This is a genomic window from Flavobacterium pisciphilum (assembly GCF_020905345.1).
In the GTDB taxonomy this organism is placed as follows: Bacteria; Bacteroidota; Bacteroidia; order Flavobacteriales; family Flavobacteriaceae; genus Flavobacterium; species Flavobacterium pisciphilum.
In genome coordinates this window covers 2,656,577-2,673,041 of the sequence record NZ_JAJJMO010000001.1, presented here as the reverse complement: position 1 = coordinate 2,673,041, position 16,465 = coordinate 2,656,577, and the positions used below count along the sequence as shown (strand labels likewise).

Annotated in this window: 20 protein-coding genes; 6 read left to right on the top strand and 14 right to left on the bottom strand. The window is 31.7% G+C overall.

Going from position 1 to position 16,465, the window contains the following annotated elements; all coding sequences use genetic code 11:
• The first annotated feature begins 1 nt into the window (after position 1).
• Genes LNQ49_RS11240 through LNQ49_RS11215 form a run of 6 tightly spaced genes read left to right on the top strand, consistent with a single transcriptional unit; the run spans position 2 to position 5,771 of the window.
• Entirely contained in the window at positions 2-1,240 is a 1,239-nt protein-coding gene (locus LNQ49_RS11240; protein WP_229988915.1) for a DUF4178 domain-containing protein, read from the top strand.
• Positions 1,237-1,416, top strand: coding sequence for a hypothetical protein (locus LNQ49_RS11235; protein WP_229988914.1), 180 nt, complete (start codon positions 1,237-1,239; stop codon positions 1,414-1,416). The genes LNQ49_RS11240 and LNQ49_RS11235 overlap by 4 nt, the downstream gene beginning before the upstream one ends.
• An 11-nt stretch (positions 1,417-1,427) precedes the next feature.
• Positions 1,428-1,643 (top strand): DUF350 domain-containing protein, encoded by a 216-nt coding sequence (locus LNQ49_RS11230; protein WP_229988913.1) that lies wholly within the window; start codon positions 1,428-1,430, stop codon positions 1,641-1,643.
• Positions 1,636-3,153: a polyamine aminopropyltransferase gene (locus LNQ49_RS11225; protein ID WP_229988912.1), complete on the top strand. Its 1,518-nt coding sequence runs from the start codon at positions 1,636-1,638 to the stop codon at positions 3,151-3,153. The genes LNQ49_RS11230 and LNQ49_RS11225 overlap by 8 nt, the downstream gene beginning before the upstream one ends.
• Positions 3,131-4,759 carry a flavin monoamine oxidase family protein gene (locus LNQ49_RS11220; protein ID WP_229988911.1) on the top strand — a complete coding sequence of 543 codons (1,629 nt, stop codon included), beginning with the start codon at positions 3,131-3,133 and terminating at the stop codon, positions 4,757-4,759. Before LNQ49_RS11225 ends, LNQ49_RS11220 begins: the two co-directional genes overlap by 23 nt.
• A complete protein-coding gene (locus LNQ49_RS11215; protein ID WP_229988910.1) occupies positions 4,737-5,771 on the top strand; it encodes a hypothetical protein in 1,035 nt (344 codons plus the stop codon). The genes LNQ49_RS11220 and LNQ49_RS11215 overlap by 23 nt, the downstream gene beginning before the upstream one ends.
• A gap of 45 nt (positions 5,772-5,816) precedes the next feature.
• On the opposite strand, the gene LNQ49_RS11210 is transcribed toward LNQ49_RS11215, so the two are convergent.
• The 14 genes from LNQ49_RS11210 to LNQ49_RS11145 form a co-directional block, all read right to left on the bottom strand.
• Positions 5,817-6,608, bottom strand: a complete 792-nt coding sequence (locus tag LNQ49_RS11210) for an arylamine N-acetyltransferase family protein (protein WP_229988909.1) — start codon at positions 6,606-6,608, stop codon at positions 5,817-5,819.
• Positions 6,609-6,655: 47 nt separating this feature from the next.
• On the bottom strand, positions 6,656-7,444 hold the full coding sequence (locus LNQ49_RS11205; protein WP_229988908.1) for a PhzF family phenazine biosynthesis protein: 789 nt from the start codon (positions 7,442-7,444) through the stop codon (positions 6,656-6,658).
• A 34-nt stretch (positions 7,445-7,478) separates the two neighbouring features.
• On the bottom strand, positions 7,479-7,841 hold the full coding sequence (locus LNQ49_RS11200; protein WP_229988907.1) for a glyoxalase superfamily protein: 363 nt from the start codon (positions 7,839-7,841) through the stop codon (positions 7,479-7,481).
• 31 nt (positions 7,842-7,872) lie between these two features.
• Complete coding sequence (locus LNQ49_RS11195; RefSeq protein WP_229988906.1) at positions 7,873-8,382, bottom strand: hypothetical protein; 510 nt, start codon at positions 8,380-8,382, stop codon at positions 7,873-7,875.
• A gap of 1 nt (position 8,383) precedes the next feature.
• Positions 8,384-8,797, bottom strand: coding sequence for a tautomerase family protein (locus LNQ49_RS11190; protein WP_229988905.1), 414 nt, complete (start codon positions 8,795-8,797; stop codon positions 8,384-8,386).
• A gap of 2 nt (positions 8,798-8,799) precedes the next feature.
• Complete coding sequence (locus LNQ49_RS11185; RefSeq protein WP_229988904.1) at positions 8,800-9,408, bottom strand: DapH/DapD/GlmU-related protein; 609 nt, start codon at positions 9,406-9,408, stop codon at positions 8,800-8,802.
• An 11-nt stretch (positions 9,409-9,419) separates the two neighbouring features.
• A complete protein-coding gene (locus LNQ49_RS11180) occupies positions 9,420-9,794 on the bottom strand; it encodes a DUF1801 domain-containing protein (protein ID WP_229988903.1) in 375 nt (124 codons plus the stop codon).
• An 11-nt stretch (positions 9,795-9,805) separates the two neighbouring features.
• On the bottom strand, positions 9,806-10,330 hold the full coding sequence (locus LNQ49_RS11175; RefSeq protein ID WP_229988902.1) for a GNAT family N-acetyltransferase: 525 nt from the start codon (positions 10,328-10,330) through the stop codon (positions 9,806-9,808).
• A gap of 103 nt (positions 10,331-10,433) precedes the next feature.
• Positions 10,434-11,102: a DUF2625 domain-containing protein gene (locus LNQ49_RS11170; RefSeq protein WP_229988901.1), complete on the bottom strand. Its 669-nt coding sequence runs from the start codon at positions 11,100-11,102 to the stop codon at positions 10,434-10,436.
• Between the two features lie 33 nt (positions 11,103-11,135).
• Complete coding sequence (locus tag LNQ49_RS11165; protein ID WP_229988900.1) at positions 11,136-11,600, bottom strand: DUF4265 domain-containing protein; 465 nt, start codon at positions 11,598-11,600, stop codon at positions 11,136-11,138.
• A 22-nt stretch (positions 11,601-11,622) separates the two neighbouring features.
• Positions 11,623-12,132, bottom strand: a complete 510-nt coding sequence (locus tag LNQ49_RS11160) for an SMI1/KNR4 family protein (protein WP_229988899.1) — start codon at positions 12,130-12,132, stop codon at positions 11,623-11,625.
• A gap of 122 nt (positions 12,133-12,254) precedes the next feature.
• Complete coding sequence (locus tag LNQ49_RS11155; protein WP_229988898.1) at positions 12,255-13,244, bottom strand: aspartate-semialdehyde dehydrogenase; 990 nt, start codon at positions 13,242-13,244, stop codon at positions 12,255-12,257.
• A gap of 163 nt (positions 13,245-13,407) precedes the next feature.
• Positions 13,408-13,782, bottom strand: a complete 375-nt coding sequence (mscL, locus tag LNQ49_RS11150; RefSeq protein WP_229988897.1) for a large conductance mechanosensitive channel protein MscL — start codon at positions 13,780-13,782, stop codon at positions 13,408-13,410.
• Between the two features lie 85 nt (positions 13,783-13,867).
• Positions 13,868-16,339, bottom strand: coding sequence for a bifunctional UDP-N-acetylmuramoyl-tripeptide:D-alanyl-D-alanine ligase/alanine racemase (locus LNQ49_RS11145; RefSeq protein WP_229988896.1), 2,472 nt, complete (start codon positions 16,337-16,339; stop codon positions 13,868-13,870).
• Positions 16,340-16,465 lie beyond the last annotated feature (126 nt).

Sequence of the window (16,465 nt, the reverse complement as noted above, 5' to 3'; positions counted from 1 at the left end):
TATGAAAGTTCCTTGTTACAGTTGTAATACCGTTACCGAATTAGAGATTGGTTTTGAAGTAGTGAATTTTGTCTGCCCAAATTGTCATAGCTTGTATTTATCAGACAATGAAGGACAACTTCGTTTAAAATCTAAATTTAAGTCTGAGATAAAGAATTTTACTTTTAAAATTGGAGATAAAGGAATTCTTAAAGCAGTAGAATATACTGTTGTTGCTGCTTTAGTGAAACAGGTCGGTGAAGGTTATAGATGGACAGAATATATCTTAAAAAGCGCTAAAGGTGATTTTGTTTATCTTTCAGAATCAGATGGGAATTGGATATTCTTAACTGAAATGGTAGAGAAATTTAGTGTAAATCAACATCCTAAAACAATAATTCACAACGGAGATATATTTGATATTTATGAATATTGTGATGTCGAAATAGAGAATGCTCAGGGATATTTTGATTTCTCATTACCAGTCAAGAAAGTTCATATGGTAGAGTATATTCATCCGCCTTTAATGATTTCTATTGAAAAAATTAATGATGATGAAACTGCTTTTCTTGGAGAATATATTAGTCAGAGCGAAATAAAAAAAGGATTTCGTACTGTTGACTTGCCATATCAAACGGGTGTGAATATTACGAAGCCTTATTATTTTGATCTACAAGATACAGCAATAATTTTTTGTGTTGTTGCATTAATGATTATATGCACTAATTGGTATATATATAAAGATCAGTCGGAACAAAGTGTATTTTATAAAGAAGCCACTTTTGATGAATTCAATAATAAAGAAATTTTTGGTTCTTCGTTTGTTCTAAAAGGAGGGTCTGCACCTCTGACGGTTTATGTGTCTTCTGATGTAGATAATTCTTGGGCAAATATAGATGTAGCTTTGGTTAATGAAGATACAAATGAGGAATTACATGCTAATAAAGACGTAGAGTATTATCATGGTTATACAGATGGTGAAAATTGGACAGAAGGAAATCCATCAGAGGAGTTTAATATTTGCGGAGTTAAAGCTGGAAAATATCATCTTGTTATTACGCCACAGAAGGCACCTGAGGATATAAGCAATAATGTAGTAAGAGTAAATGTAGTCTGGAATAAACCATCATTATATAATACATGGATAATTATTGGATTTATGATAGTAGTTTATATTGTAATTAGATATTGCAAAATTAATTTTGAAAAGAAAAGATGGGAGCATAGCGATTACTCACCTTATCAAGAGAGAGTCATATGAAAGTAATTTTTGATTTTATAAAAAATAATTTAGCTGCAGTAGTAATAGGGTTATTTTGCTTTATTGCCTATCTGTATTTTGCTTATTCTGGAAACCGAATTTGTGATTGCGAAACAACAGAAAAATATAGTACATCAGGAAATCGTAGTTCCGTTAACCGTTTTTATCATAAATAAACTTCTAAAGTATGGATTTAATACATTTACAGCCTATCGTTAATTCGATTATTTTTTCTCTTATAGGAATTGTAATCTTGCTAGTGGCCTATTTCATAATCGAAAAAATTACTCCAGAGAACACTTGGAAAGAAATAGTTCAAAAAAATAATATTGCTGTTGCAATTGTGTTTGCAGCATTTATCATTGGTATCTCGATGATTGTAAGTGCAGCAATTCATGGGTAAAAAGTTTCTTAAATTTGAATTTTTACTCCTATTTGCAGTATTTGTTATTGCTACTTGTGGACTTGTTTATGAACTTGTTGCAGGTACTTTGGCAAGTTATTTATTGGGAGATTCAGTAAAACAATTTTCATTTATTATTGGTGTTTACCTATTCTCAATGGGGATTGGTTCTTTCTTTTCAAAATTTTTTCATAAAAATTTACTCAACACTTTTGTAGAAATCGAAATACTAGTTGGGTTAATTGGAGGATTGAGTTCTGTTGCCTTATTTTTATTGTTTGAAAATGTTGAATATTTTCAATTTGTTTTATATCTACTTGTTTTTGTAACAGGGTTTTTAGTAGGATTAGAGATTCCATTATTGATGAATATTCTAAAAGACAAAGTGGAGTTTAAAGATTTAGTTTCCAATGTGTTTACCTTTGATTACATTGGAGCTTTATTAGCATCAATTCTTTTTCCTTTGATTTTAGTTCCGAAGTTAGGAATAATGGGGACATCACTATTCTTCGGAATGATTAATGTAAGTATTGCAATTGTTTTATGTTTTCTTCTAAAAAAAGAATTAAAAAACGGCTATTTTTTACAAGTAAAAGCTGTTGCTTCATTTATAATTTTATTGGGTGTTTTTATTTTTTCAGATTCTATTTTGTCTTATTCAGAAGGGAAACTTTATGGAGAGAATATTATCTATACCAATACAACCTCTTATCAGCGTATCGTTTTGACGCATAATAAGAGCGATTACCGCTTGTATTTAAATAATAACCTACAGTTTAGTTCTGCAGATGAATATCGTTATCATGAGGCCTTAGTTCATCCCGCAATGTCAATAGCCAAAAATGTCAAACATGTTTTAGTTCTTGGAGGAGGCGATGGCTTAGCAGTACGTGAAATTCTAAAATATAAAGAAGTAGAGAAAATTACTTTAGTTGACTTAGATCAGGGAATGACAAAGTTGTTTAAAACAAATAAGGTTCTAACAGATTTCAATAAAGGATCACTTAACAATTCAAAAGTGACGATTATAAATACAGATGCTTATATCTGGGCTAAAAGTTGTCAAGAAAAATTTGATGTTGTGATTATTGATTTTCCAGATCCATCAAATTATAGTTTAGGTAAATTATATTCTTTGAATTTTTATCAAACCATAAAAAATACATTACAGCCAGATGCGGCCGTTGTTATACAAACGACATCTCCTTATTTTGCTCCGAAGTCATTTTGGTGTATCAATAAAACTGTTATGCAGGTTTTTCCTCAGGTTGATGCTTACCATGCTTATGTTCCCTCATTTGGAGAATGGGGATACACCATTGCGATTAATGGTTTTGGAACTACTTTTAATCAAGTAAATAGAAAAGCTTCGGGATTAAAATTCTACAATTATCAATTCGACAGATTCAACTATTTTACCAATGATATGATTTCAAATGAAATTGAAATTAATCGTTTAGACAACCAAATTTTAGTACGTTATTTTGATGAAGAATGGGGAAAGTTATAGTAAATCAAGACGAAGTTTTGTAAAAGGAATTGGAGCTTCTTTGTTGTTGCTTCCTTTGTTGCAATTTTGTTCAGATAAAATAGTTCACTTGTTAATTCGTTTGTCAGGAACAAATCATCTTTTGGGGCATCGTCTTTGGATTAAAGATTTTCCTAAACCAACGAGTCAAATACACATTCCATATCTTATTGTGGGTGGTGGAATTTCAGGTTTAAGTGCTGCTAGACAATTTATGAAAAAAGGAATTTCAGATTTTCTTCTGGTTGAATTAGAAGGGCATCTGGGAGGAAATTCTTCAAACGGTGAAAATGAATATTCTAAATTTCCTTTAGGAGCACATTATCTGCCTTTGCCAAATTTTAAGGATAAAGAATTATTACAATTTCTTGAAGAAGAGAAAATCATTTTGGATTACGATCAAAAAGGATTTCCTGTTTTTGATGAATTACAATTATCTTTTGCACCTGATGAACGCTTATTTTATAAAAATAATTGGCAAGATGGAGTGGTCCCTAAAGAAGGAAATTCTAAAGATCAGGATATTGAATTTCTAAGATTTTTTAAATTAATGGATGCTTTTCGGGAAGGGAAAGGTAAAGATGAGAAATATTTATTTGATATTCCACTTCATCTTTCTTCAGATGATTTGGAAATAAGAAGTTTGGATAAAATAACAATGGGAGAATGGTTCAAGAGGAATGGTTTTGAAGCGGAACCTTTGTTTCATTATATTGATTATTGTTGTAAAGATGATTTTGGACTTGGGATAGATTATGTTTCAGCTTGGGCGGGAATTCATTATTTTGCAGGAAGAAAGCAAAATGCTAGTTCTGATAAAAAAGAAAGCGTTTTAACTTGGCCAGAAGGGAACGCCAGATTAGCATCTCATCTCAAAAAATATACTCATGAGAAAACATTGAAAAATCATTTGGTTTATGAAGTAAAAGTCAAAAACAATAAGGTCGTTGCTAAAGTATTTGATGATGCTAAAAAGGTTTCTGTAGAAATTATTGCTGACAAAGTAATCATGGCAACACCACAGTTTGTAAATCAGTATCTTATTAAAGATCGAAAAGAATATACGAAAGAGTTTCATTATGCCCCATGGCTTCTGGCTACTTTAACCGTTACTGATTTATCAGAGAATTATAGTTTTCCTCTTTCTTGGGATAATGTTATTTATGGAGCAAAAGGATTAGGATATGTTTATGATCAGCATCAAACTTTAAATCAGATTCAGACGAAAAAAGTAATTACTTATTATCATAGTTTTTCATCCTCTGATTTAAGAAAATCAAGAAAAGAACTCTATAAGAAAAATAAAGAATATTGGAAGCAACTTGTTTTTGATGATTTAAAAATAGCACATTCTAATATTGAAGATTGTACAGAACAAATGGAAGTCTTTTTGTTGGGGCATGGTATGGTTAGCCCAGTACCAGGGTTTATTTTTGGGGAGGCTAAAAAGAAAGCATCGAAAAGCATTCAAAACGCTATTTATTTTGCGCATACAGATTTATCTGGAATTTCAATTTTTGAAGAAGCTTTTCATCACGGAATTAATATTGTAAATCAAATTTTGGATGAGACAACCTTGGATTCATAAGGCTAAAACAGATCTAATATTTATAATTGGTCCATCTTTTTTTGTATTGGCACTTATTTTTCTGTTTCAAAAATATATAGAAGAAATTGAGAATAAATACTCGTTTTACACGTGGCTCTTTTTAATTGTTTTTATTGATGTTGCACATGTGTATGCAACTTTATTTAAGACCTATTTTGTAGCTGATGAATTCAAAAAAAATAAAAAAAGACTATTGCTTCTGCCTACTATTTGTTTTGCTATTGGGATAGTTCTTTTTTCTTTTGGGAGCCTTGTATTCTGGTCATTTTTGGCTTATGTAGCAGTTTTTCATTTCATAAGACAGCAATATGGCTTTATGCGTTTGTATGCCAGAACTGAAGAGAAAACTAAACTTTCTGTTGGTATAGATAATCTTGCAATTTATGCTTCAACAGGTTATCCAATGTTATATTGGTTCTTTTCTTCTGGAAGAAAATTCAATTGGTTTGTTGAAGATGAGTTTTTTCGTTTCCATAATTCATCGTTATTGGAAATACTCTTTTTTGGGTATGTTGTTATTATGGTGATTTATGTAATCTACACAGCTTATAAAAGTATCACTAATAATTTTTTTAATATTCCTAAGAATGCTATTATTCTAGGAACGGCACTTTCATGGTATTTTGGAATTGTTTACTTTAATGATGATCTTATTTTTACTTTGCTAAATGTAGTATCACATGGAATCCCTTATATGGCGTTAGTTTATTTTAGAGAAATTGAAAATAAGACAAATACGAATTGGGGAGTTTTTAGTTATTTAAAAAACTATAATTTGATTTTTATTTATATCTTGATTTTATTGGTAATAGCTTTTACAGAAGAGTTTTTATGGGAGGTTTTGGTTTGGAATGAGAATTTTTCACTTGAAAAAATTGATTTCTCGAATTGGCAATTTATAATAGTTCCATTGCTAAGCGTACCTCAGTTTACACATTATTTATTAGATGGATTTATTTGGAAATCGAAAAAGAATGATTCAAAAATATAGTTTTTCTGTATTTATGAATATAAGCTTCTATGTTTTCTCAAAGATTTAGATTTTCAGATTAAATTCACTAAGCAGTATGCTTTCTAGTTTCTCTGCTTCGAATAGATATTCTTTAGCAATTCCATTTTCTATGGATTTAAAAGAATTTCCGAATAGGATTTTTTTGCCAAGTGGTGTTTGTAAAACTGTAATTGTACTTTGAGTGAAAACTGAATCACTATGTGTTGAATTAAAATGATTTGCAGGTTTAAAGTCAATCCATCTCTGATAGGATAAATCAAAAGAATATAGATTCTTCCATTCCTTATTTAGTTTTACGCGTAGTAGGTATTCTCCACGTTCAATTTTTACTAGAGAAAATGTTTCAAGACCTTGCTGTACTTCAGATTCGTTATTGTTCAGTTGTAGAGGTTCTCTAATTCCGCTGCCACCAAAACCCAAATCGATGAGATATTCCTCATTTTCGATAAGAGCAATTAGTGCCATATGTGTTTTAGCATTTTCGATGGTATTTACTAATGGGCGGGCTGCAACAAAACGATACGGAATTCCTATTTCTTGAAGCACCAAAGCAAATATTCCATTGACTTCATAACAGTAACCACCACGATTTTGTCCAACAATTTTATGGACAATATCATTTACAAGCAATGATACAGATTTGCCTGCTTGAACATCTAAGTTTTCAAACGGAACACTGTACAGTTGATGTTGCATTAACTTTCGAATGCCATCAATACTTAAATTAATGTCTCCAGTAAAATGAATTCTATCCAAATAATCTTGTAAAACAAAATTGTCTGAATCTATGTGATTGAAGTTTGTTTGTTCCATCATTTTTATTTTTTGTCATTTGGAGAATTACATAATTGATTTAACGCCAATTAATCTATCCAGAATGTTCCTGTAAAATAGGTTTTTGCTTTTCCACTTATTAAAACTCTTTCGCCATTATCAACACAATACAATGTGCCTTCTCTTTCTGAAAGCTGTTTAGCATGCATTTCTTTTTTGCCAAGTTGTTCACTCCAATATGGGATTAAAGAACAATGTGCTGAACCTGTAACAGGATCTTCTAGGATAGAAGCTTGTGAGGTGAAAAATCGCGAAACAAAGTCACAATTATTTCCTTTTGCGGTAACTACTACACCGCCAGGATCAAGGTTTATTTTATCAAAAGTTTGTCTGTCGATTACGATGTCTTTAATCTCCTGTTCGGTTTCGTAGACTAAAACATAATCTCTAGATTTTAAAACTCTTTTTGGCTGAATGTTTATTGAATTCTTGATGATTTCTGGAAGTTCAGCAGGAACAGGTTTTCTAGACGGAAAATCCAAAGTGTATACATCATCGGTAATTGTAACAATTAATTCACCGCTTAATGTATCAAATACTATAGTGTTTTCAGGATAGTCAAGAATAGCTTTTAAAGTATGGGCAGTTGCAAGAGTTGCATGTCCGCATAAATCCATTTCAATTTCGGGAGTAAACCAACGTAGGTGAATCCTTTTGTCATTAACAACAAAGAAAGCGGTTTCGGCAACTGCGTTTTCTTGGGTAATTTTTAGAAGAATTTCATCAGGTAGCCAATTTTCTAAGGGGACAACACAAGCAGGATTTCCTCCGAAGATTTTATCCGTAAATGCATCTATTTGATATAAGTTTAATTTCATTGAAATTGGTTTAAAAATTAAAGATTTTGAGTATTTACTCTCCAGTAAATAGTATTTTGTTACCAAATGGGTCTATAACCTCTACACAATAAATGGCTTCGTTCCAGAAAGCTTTTTCAATTCCGGGTTTATTGTATTTATAGTTTTTCTGAATTAATTTTTGATGATATTCTTTTAAGCCAATAAAGTTCTCAATAATTATTTTTGCTCCAGGAGAACAATCGCCGTGATGTTCGCTCAAATGAATCTCTATATCTTCGAGAGCAACTCGAATATATAAAGGAAAGTTTTCTCCAAAAGTATGTTTGTCAAGAATCTTAAAGCCTAGCCAGTCTACATAAAATTGAATAGTTTTTTCATAATCAAAAATTCTAAAAATAGGTCTTATAATTGCCATGATAGATTTTGTTTAAGATACTATAAACGAATTACTTTTTTTCTTCTTTAACAAGTAGTTTTAGTGAATTGATATAATCTGTATCAAACTCTATTACTCTTATTTTTTTGGGATTAAAACTTAATTCGCCACCAAATTTCCCTCTAGTTTCTAGAAAATCAATGACTAATTCTTCATCGTCTAGTTTTATTAACTTCCCAAGATAAACTGCTTTTTCAGATTTTTTTGCAATCTGAAAAATATCATATTTGTTTGTTATAAAAGTAAGGATAGAAGAGAGGTCTCTAAGCGGAATTATTTCATCTGAATTGGTTTTTAGGCCTTTCAATCGTATAACACTTTCAGTAAAAGCATTGTCTTCATCGCGAGTGATAGATTTGATGTTTTTGTTTTTTAAAATTACATAACCATCAATTATAAAGTCAACAGGATTGTTTTTGATTAAAATCCAATCATCTGTGTAATCTATAAGGAATCCAGAGAAAATTTCTTTTCTGTCTTCAAACTCGATTGAGATTAATTGTCTTAGGTAATTGTCCATTTTATTGATTGTTACTTATTGCTTTTAAATGTTTTGGTTCTTGTATTTCTCCATTTCCAAACGACCAGTTTTCGCCTCCGTTATTTTCAAGCAGAATTATGATAATGTCACTTTTTAGAATTTCTGTTGTACTCGAAATTTTAATTGTAATTTGAGCATATAATTTTGCTTTCTGCTCTTTTGTTCTTCCTTGTCCAGCGGTTATTTGAACGTAAACCATATTAGCTGTATGCGTAATGCCAAGGTAGCTTTTTGGGTATTTAATTTGTGTGCTTTCTAGTTCTTCAATTACGTGAAAATAATCATCTTCAGGAATATTGAACTCCTGAATTAGTGATTCGTGTATTGCGATCGAAATGTTGTCTTTTGTTTCTTGTGATAATTTTTTCGGCAGACTTATTCTAACAAATGGCATAATTATTCTTTTACTTGTTCAACTAATTCTAGTCTTTTTACAACTGTGTTTTTCTTTAATATCGTTCCTGGTGATAATACTGCATTTGCTCCAATTTTGGAATTATCTCCAACCAATGAACCGAATTTTTGACTGCCAGTCTCGATAATTTTATCATTGTGCAAAACTGAGATTTTCTTGATGTCTCTTTCGTTATAATGGTTGGCGGCAATAGAACCTGCTTCAAAATTAATATTGCTTCCAATAATGCTATTCCCAATATAGTTAAAGTGGGCAATTGCTGTTGCTGAGCAAATAATACTGTTTTTAATTTCGCAGCCAGGACCAATTTTCACTGCGTTTCCTAGATAAACTCCTTCTCTAAAATAGGCATGCGCCCCAATATAGCAATTCTCTCCAATAATTGCTGGTGCCTTTATGGTTACACCATCTTCTATTGTTGCTGTTTTATGAATAGCAATATTGTTGTTTATGGTATAGGTATCGTCAAGATTTGGAATCGTTTTCTCTATAATTTCTTTTAGATTGTCAGTAATATTCCAAGGTTCTAAGTTTGTTAGGTTTGGAAACAACAAAGAGAAATCTTGTATGAAATCATTAATAGTTATCATCTCAATCTGGTTTAATTGTTTTTTATTTTGATTACACCGCTTTTGTAAAGGTCAATTGCTTTTGCTATTATTGCTTTTAGGGTGTCAACCGGTATGTCTTCATTAGGTTCAAAAAACATAATTTTCATTCGGGAACGCTTTTCGGCTATTAACTCAGGATTGTCAAAATGTTTTCCCTCAACAATACCGAGGTAAGGTTTATTATTCGTTTTGTGAGTCCATAAATAGCAAAACATCTTTCCTTTATAACAAAAGAAAGGCATGCCGTATTTTAATGTATGAGTGATTTCAGAATCTTGCGAAAGAATGATTCCTCGCAATGCAAGTAAACAACCTTTATTAGGCTCCTCTTGCTTTAGGTAGAAATTATCAAGTTCTAAACTCATTTTTGTTTTTATTAATTTTTTAAGACTAGTTTCATCATGATGTCCGTTTGAATATCATTTCCTAATTTAAAATCATGTTTGTCAAATTCTATAAACCCATTTTTGGTATAAAAAGCCAATGCTCTATGGTTTTCTTCCCATACGCCAAGCCATATATAATCAACGTTTTTCTGTTTAGCAATTAAAAGTGCTTTTTCATATAAAAGTTGCCCCACTTTTTTGCCTAAAAATCTTTTTGAAACGTAAATGCGTTCTATCTCAAGGGCATCATTATTTTTTAGTTCTGTTTGTGCATCCCCAGAGTTTAGTTTTAAATATCCAATAACTTCATCGTTTAATGAAGCGAAATAGAATTCAGAATTTGGATTTTCAATTTCTTTTTTAAGTTTATCAGATGAGAAACTGTTGGACAAATAGTTATCCATGTCTTGTTTGGAGTTGTCTTCCAAAAAGGTTTCTAGAAAAGTTTGTTTTCCTATAACTTGCAGTCTTTCAATATCTGCAATTGTTACTTTTTCTGTTTTTATGATATCCATGAATGTCTGTTATTGTATTTTTATTGTAAGTAAGATTGATGACTTTGGCCATTTCTCATTTCACTATTTACATTTTACCTCTCCTAATATCAGGTCAAATGGATTATATTTTTGTGGTTTTTATTTCAATATTAAGAGCAAACTGCTCCTCAATTTGAATTTCCTTACGACTATTTTTGTCTATGTCTTTACCTTCTTTAGTCCATAGAAAAGGGAAAAAATTAAAAACGGTATTTCCGTCTAATTTAGAAACTTCAGTTTCCCAATTTTTCCATCTTAGATTTTTATAAAACTCATTCAAATCATTATTGAAACAAAACGATAAAAATTCGCTATAAGTTATGTCAAGAGGTTCATATTCTAAATTATCAGGTGCGAAATAATATATTTTGCCCAGATCACTACCCAAGTCACCACCATTTAGAATAAAAAAACCACCAACTGCATCATCAGCAATTAATAGCAGTCTTGGATTTTCTCCAAACTCTTCAGTAAATTTTCCAATATTCCAATCAGGTAATGAGCGATTTAATCTTTCACTTCCTGAACCAAGAATTCTAATCCATCCATTGTCAACTAATATTCCACCAGTACTAAAAATTATTGCACCCATCGGAGATCGAGTAGATACTTGAGTTTTATATAGTGCATCTTTAGCCTTATCAGTATTAGCTTCTAAAACTTCTACTTTGTTACTAGCATCATTTATCCATTCGGTTACGATATCCCATCCTGGATCAGTAGTATTAATTAATTCGTCTATATTTTTCATTTTACCTTATTCACATTCTACATTTTACATCATCTAGTACCAATGGTTATCTGATAAATCAGGTTCAGCGTAATTTATAATTTTAGCTTCTTCTAATTCAATTAATTTTTGTCGGATAGGTTCGTATTTTAGTGTTGATGGAACTTGTATTACAAAATAGTCATTATTGAATTTCTCAGATTCGCAGCCTAGTTCATTAAACATTTCGCGTAAATCATTTATCTGAGCGGTTTTGTCTAAAACAATAACCTGAATTGTTGAGTTTCCAGAATGTTCAATCGTTTGTTTATAGACCAATTTTTGTTCTGTTTCGTCAAATTCTGCAAACACTACATCCTCACAAGAAACGGGAGCATAAAACGGAATATTATCTAATTTATATAATCCATTTTCAGCGTTAATTGTTGTTGCCCATAATGTTTCTACAGCCGATTCGTTAAGGATGTTACTGAAAAATCTAAAAAGTATTTTGACATAATTGTCTTGTTCTTCTGCCATTTTATTTTAATGCTATTTTTTATTATAATTTATCTCCCCATTCGCTTGGGTTAAAGGGTTCGAATTCCCTTTCGGTAAAAGCTTCAGTTAAAATTCCCGAAGAGCACAACCAATTCACAGTTTCTTCGAGTGTTTTACCAGCTTTGTATATCATTTCGCTATTTCGAGGTAATACATAATACTCGCTTTTGTAAAGAATAATTTCATCCCCGTCAAATGTATCTCCAATTCTAACGGAATCTAAAACCTGTTCTTTTGTTAAGACTGCTGCGCCTTCATCCCAAAACCAATATTCTGTAATTCTATTTTTCCATTCAGTAATAGTCAGTACGATTGTTTCCGGAAGATAGATTCTTACGTAGGTTCCGCCTAAAATTCCACTTCCGTATGTTACAACATATTCTTTATAATTGTTGTCAAAAGTTATGTTTAATGTTTGTTCGCAGGCTTGAATGTCTTCATCATCAGCAAGAAACAAGTCGGTTCTGTGGGTGTTGTAATTCGGAATTACTTTATAGTTGTCGAAGTTCATGCGTTTTTTATTTTTAATAGCTAAGATATGGCTTTTTTATTGTTGAGAATGTTATTTTTCAATAGAAAAAGCCGTAATCACAAATTGCGATTACGGCTTTTTAGTAAATATTATTTTGGGTATTATACCAATTTTGCAGCTACTAGATATTCAGCAATCTGAATTGTATTTGTTGCAGCACCTTTTCTTAAGTTGTCAGCAACAATCCACATGTTTAAAGTGTTTGGTTGGCTTTCGTCACGACGAATACGACCTACAAAAACATCATTTTTACCTTCTGCATAAAGAGGCATCGGGTAAGTAAATGTGTCAATGTTATCTTGAACAACAATACCATCTGTATGATGTAAAATTTCGCGTACATCATTTACAACAAAATCATTTGTAAATTCAACGTTTACAGCCTCACTATGACCTCCAACAACAGGAACACGAACAGCAGTTGCTGTTACAGCGATAGTGTTGTCACCAAGAATTTTTTGTGTTTCACGAACCAGTTTCATTTCCTCTTTAGTGTATCCATTTTCTTCAAAGCTATCACAATGTGGAATAGCGTTTCTATGAATAGGGTATTTATAAACCATTTCGTCTTTTATTCCAGCGTATTCATTCTCTAATTGTTTTACCGCTTTTACACCAGTTCCTGTAATAGATTGGTAAGTAGAAACAACGATTCTTTTAATGTCGTATTTTTTGTGCAATGGAGCCAATGTCAAGACCATTTGAATAGTCGAACAGTTTGGATTTGCTATAATTTTGTCTTCTTTGGTTAATGTAGATGCATTGATTTCTGGAACAATCAATTTTTTTGTAGGATCCATTCTCCAAGCAGATGAGTTATCGATAACAGTTGTTCCCGCTGCAGCAAATTTTGGAGCCCATTCTAATGAAGTTTCTCCACCAGCTGAGAATATTGCAATATCAGCTTTCATATCTACAGCTGTTTGCAATCCAACTACGGTGTAATTTGTTCCTTTATATTCAATTTGTTTTCCAACTGATTTCTCAGATGCAACTAAAATTAATTCAGTAACAGGGAAATTTCTTTCCGCTAATACTTTTAGCATTACTTCGCCAACCATACCGGTAGCGCCTACAATCGCTATTCTCATCTTTATATTTTTTATTATGAATATTTATATTTAAAGTGCAAAAATAGGCATAATGGAGATTAAAACAATCGGCTTCACAAAAAATAACAAAAAGTTATATTTGTAACAAAAAAGAAAAACCGTTCAGATCCTGAACGGTTTAGTTAGACAATAGTGTAGCGGATTATTTTTTTAATAAATCTCTAATTTGAGTCAATAATTCTTCTTGAGTTGGTCCAGTTGGAGCAGGTGGTGCCACTTCTTTTTTCTTAGCATGGTTTATTCCTTTGATGATTATAAACAATACAAAAGCAACAATTATAAAGTTAATTACCGCTGAAATAAATAAACCATATTTTACTCCTCCAAAAGCGGTTAGTTCTTCGATTGTTGATAAATGCGCAGCGTCTAATGCAGGCTTTAACAGCAATGGAGTGATAACATCTTCGATAAATGAGCTTACAATTTTACCAAAAGCTCCACCAATTATGACACCGACAGCTAAATCTACTACGTTGCCCTTCATTGCAAATTCCTTAAATTCAGATAACATTCCCATATTTGATATTGTTTTAGTTTGAAATTTTTACTTATTCGAAAATAAGTAATATTTCGCATATTTTAATTAATTATCGACTAAAATATTACTGACGGAAAAACACACGTTTGACACGTTGCGAAATACTGGTCAAGATTTCATAGGGTATAGTGCGTAATTCTTGGGCCATTTCTATCACGGTTGGGCTTTCGCCAAAGATTACCACATCGTCACCTTCCTTACAATCAATAACACTGACATCGACCATGAGCATGTCCATACAAATGTTTCCAATAATTCGTGCTTTTTGACCTTTTATGGTTACAAAGCCAACTCCATTACCCCAAAGTCTGGCAATTCCGTCGGCATAACCTATCGGAATTGTAGCGATTCGAGTTTCTTTTTCGGCCATAAAACGACGCCCATAACCTACACTGTCATTGACAGGAATGGTTCTTACTTGGGATATAATTGATTTTAATGTGCTTACATTCTCCAAGTATTTTTGTTCAGCGGGGTCATTAGAAACTCCGTATAAACCAATTCCTAAGCGCACCATATTGTATTGGGCTTGTGGGAAATTGCTAATTCCTGAAGTATTTAAAATATGACGAATCGGATTAATATCTAATGCGGTTAATAATTTAGAAGATAGCTTTTCGAATAAGTCAATCTGAGAAAGAACAAAGTCAAAATGCTTCTCTTCATCACTAGTTGCCAAATGAGATAAAATACTTTTTACTTCAACGGTTGAATTTCCTTTTAGAGTGGTAATTAACTCATCGATTGTATTGGCTTCAAATCCCAATCGATGCATTCCTGTATCTAATTTTATATGGATTGGAAAATGGTGTAGTTTTTTCTCTTTGGCAATTTTTAAAAAGGCTTTTAAACCTTTTATGCTATAGATTTCAGGTTCTAATTGGTGCTGAATAATTGCAGAGAAACTAGTCGATTCTGGATTAAGCACCATAATAGGTAGTTTTATACCACCATTTTTAAGAGAGATTCCTTCATCAGCGAAAGCCACACCCAAATAATCTACTTTGTGATGTTCAAGTAATTTGGCAATTTCAAGACCACCGTTTCCATAACTATATGCTTTAACCATCACCATCATTTTGGTGCTAGGGTTTATTTTAGATTTAAAAAAATTGAGATTATGACCAATGGCGTTGAGGTTAATCTCAAGAATTGTTTCGTGAGTTTTCTCTTCAAGTAGCGCAACTATTTCTTCAAACTGAAACGAGCGGGCTCCTTTTATAAGAATAGTTTCGTTTACAAAATCCAATGATTCATAGTGAGCAATAAATCCGGCAGTATCAGGAAAGACAACGCAATTAGAAAATTTGTCTGCAAATTTTGAAATGGTTGAACCAATACCAATTACACGGCTTATCTTATTCGATTCAATAAGTTGAGCTACTTTTGTATACAACTCTTCATTAGTAAATCCGCTCTGAAGAATATCCGATAAAATAACAGATTTCTTTTTGAATTTATGTTGGCTTTCCAAGAAGTCCAATGCAATCTTTAGAGATTGAAAATCTGAACTATAACTATCATCGATTATACTGCAATTATTGATTCCGTTTTTCACTTCTAATCGCATCTCTACTGGATACAATAAATGCATTCTGTTTTGAATGGTAGCCGAATCATATTTTAAAGACAACAAAACCATTAGACATGAAGCAGCATTTTCTATAGAAGCATCATCTTGAAACGGAATAGTAAAATCGTTTATTTCGTTCTCGTATTTGTATTGAATTAGAGTGCTTTCATTATGCGTTTCTTTTTTAGAAATTAAAACATCGGCACTTTTATCAGTAAAACTCCAAGAGAAAAGCACTCTGGATTCTAGCATATATTCAGCTGCAAATTGAGTCAAACAAGAATGTACTACCTCGGTTTTTTGATATATAATTATAGGAGATTCTTTAAATAAAAGTAGTTTTTCATCTATTTTTTGTACAAGATTCAAAAAACCTTCATCGTGAGCTGAGCCAATATTAGTAAGAAGTCCAATTGTAGGTTTTATGATCTTCTCTAGTTTATCCATTTCTGAAGTTGTAGAAATTCCAGCTTCAAAAATACCCAGATTGTGTTTTTCATTGATTGCAATAATCGATAACGGAACACCAACCTGTGAGTTGTAACTTTTAGGGCTTCGAATGATATTATGGTCGGGACTTAATAAAAAATTAAGCCATTCTTTTACTATCGTTTTTCCATTACTTCCGGTTAATCCGATAATAGGAAAATCAAAATGACTACGATAATAAGCAGCCACAGCTTGTAAAGCAGCTAGAGGATTTTCGACAACGATATAATTAGCTCTTTGTGTGTATTTTTCAGGAATTTGTGTTACCACAAAATTATGAACGCCTTTTTCAATTAATTCCGGAATGTAATTGTGGGCATTATTGTTTGGTCCGCTTAGAGCAAAAAATAAAGTTTTAGGTCCGTTTTGTAAAGAACGACTATCAATAGAAATATGGTCGATGTTGATATCAGAATTACCACCAAACCATTTAGCATGAAGTGTTTGAATTATGTTTTTAAGATTTATAGGCATTATGTTGTGTACTGTTTTATGTTGAAATGTAATAGGTAAATTGATGGTAAATCAGATTCAGAAAATTATAGTGTAATTTGAAACATTAAAGGTAGAAAAGAGTTTTTAATATTTTCTTAAAAATAA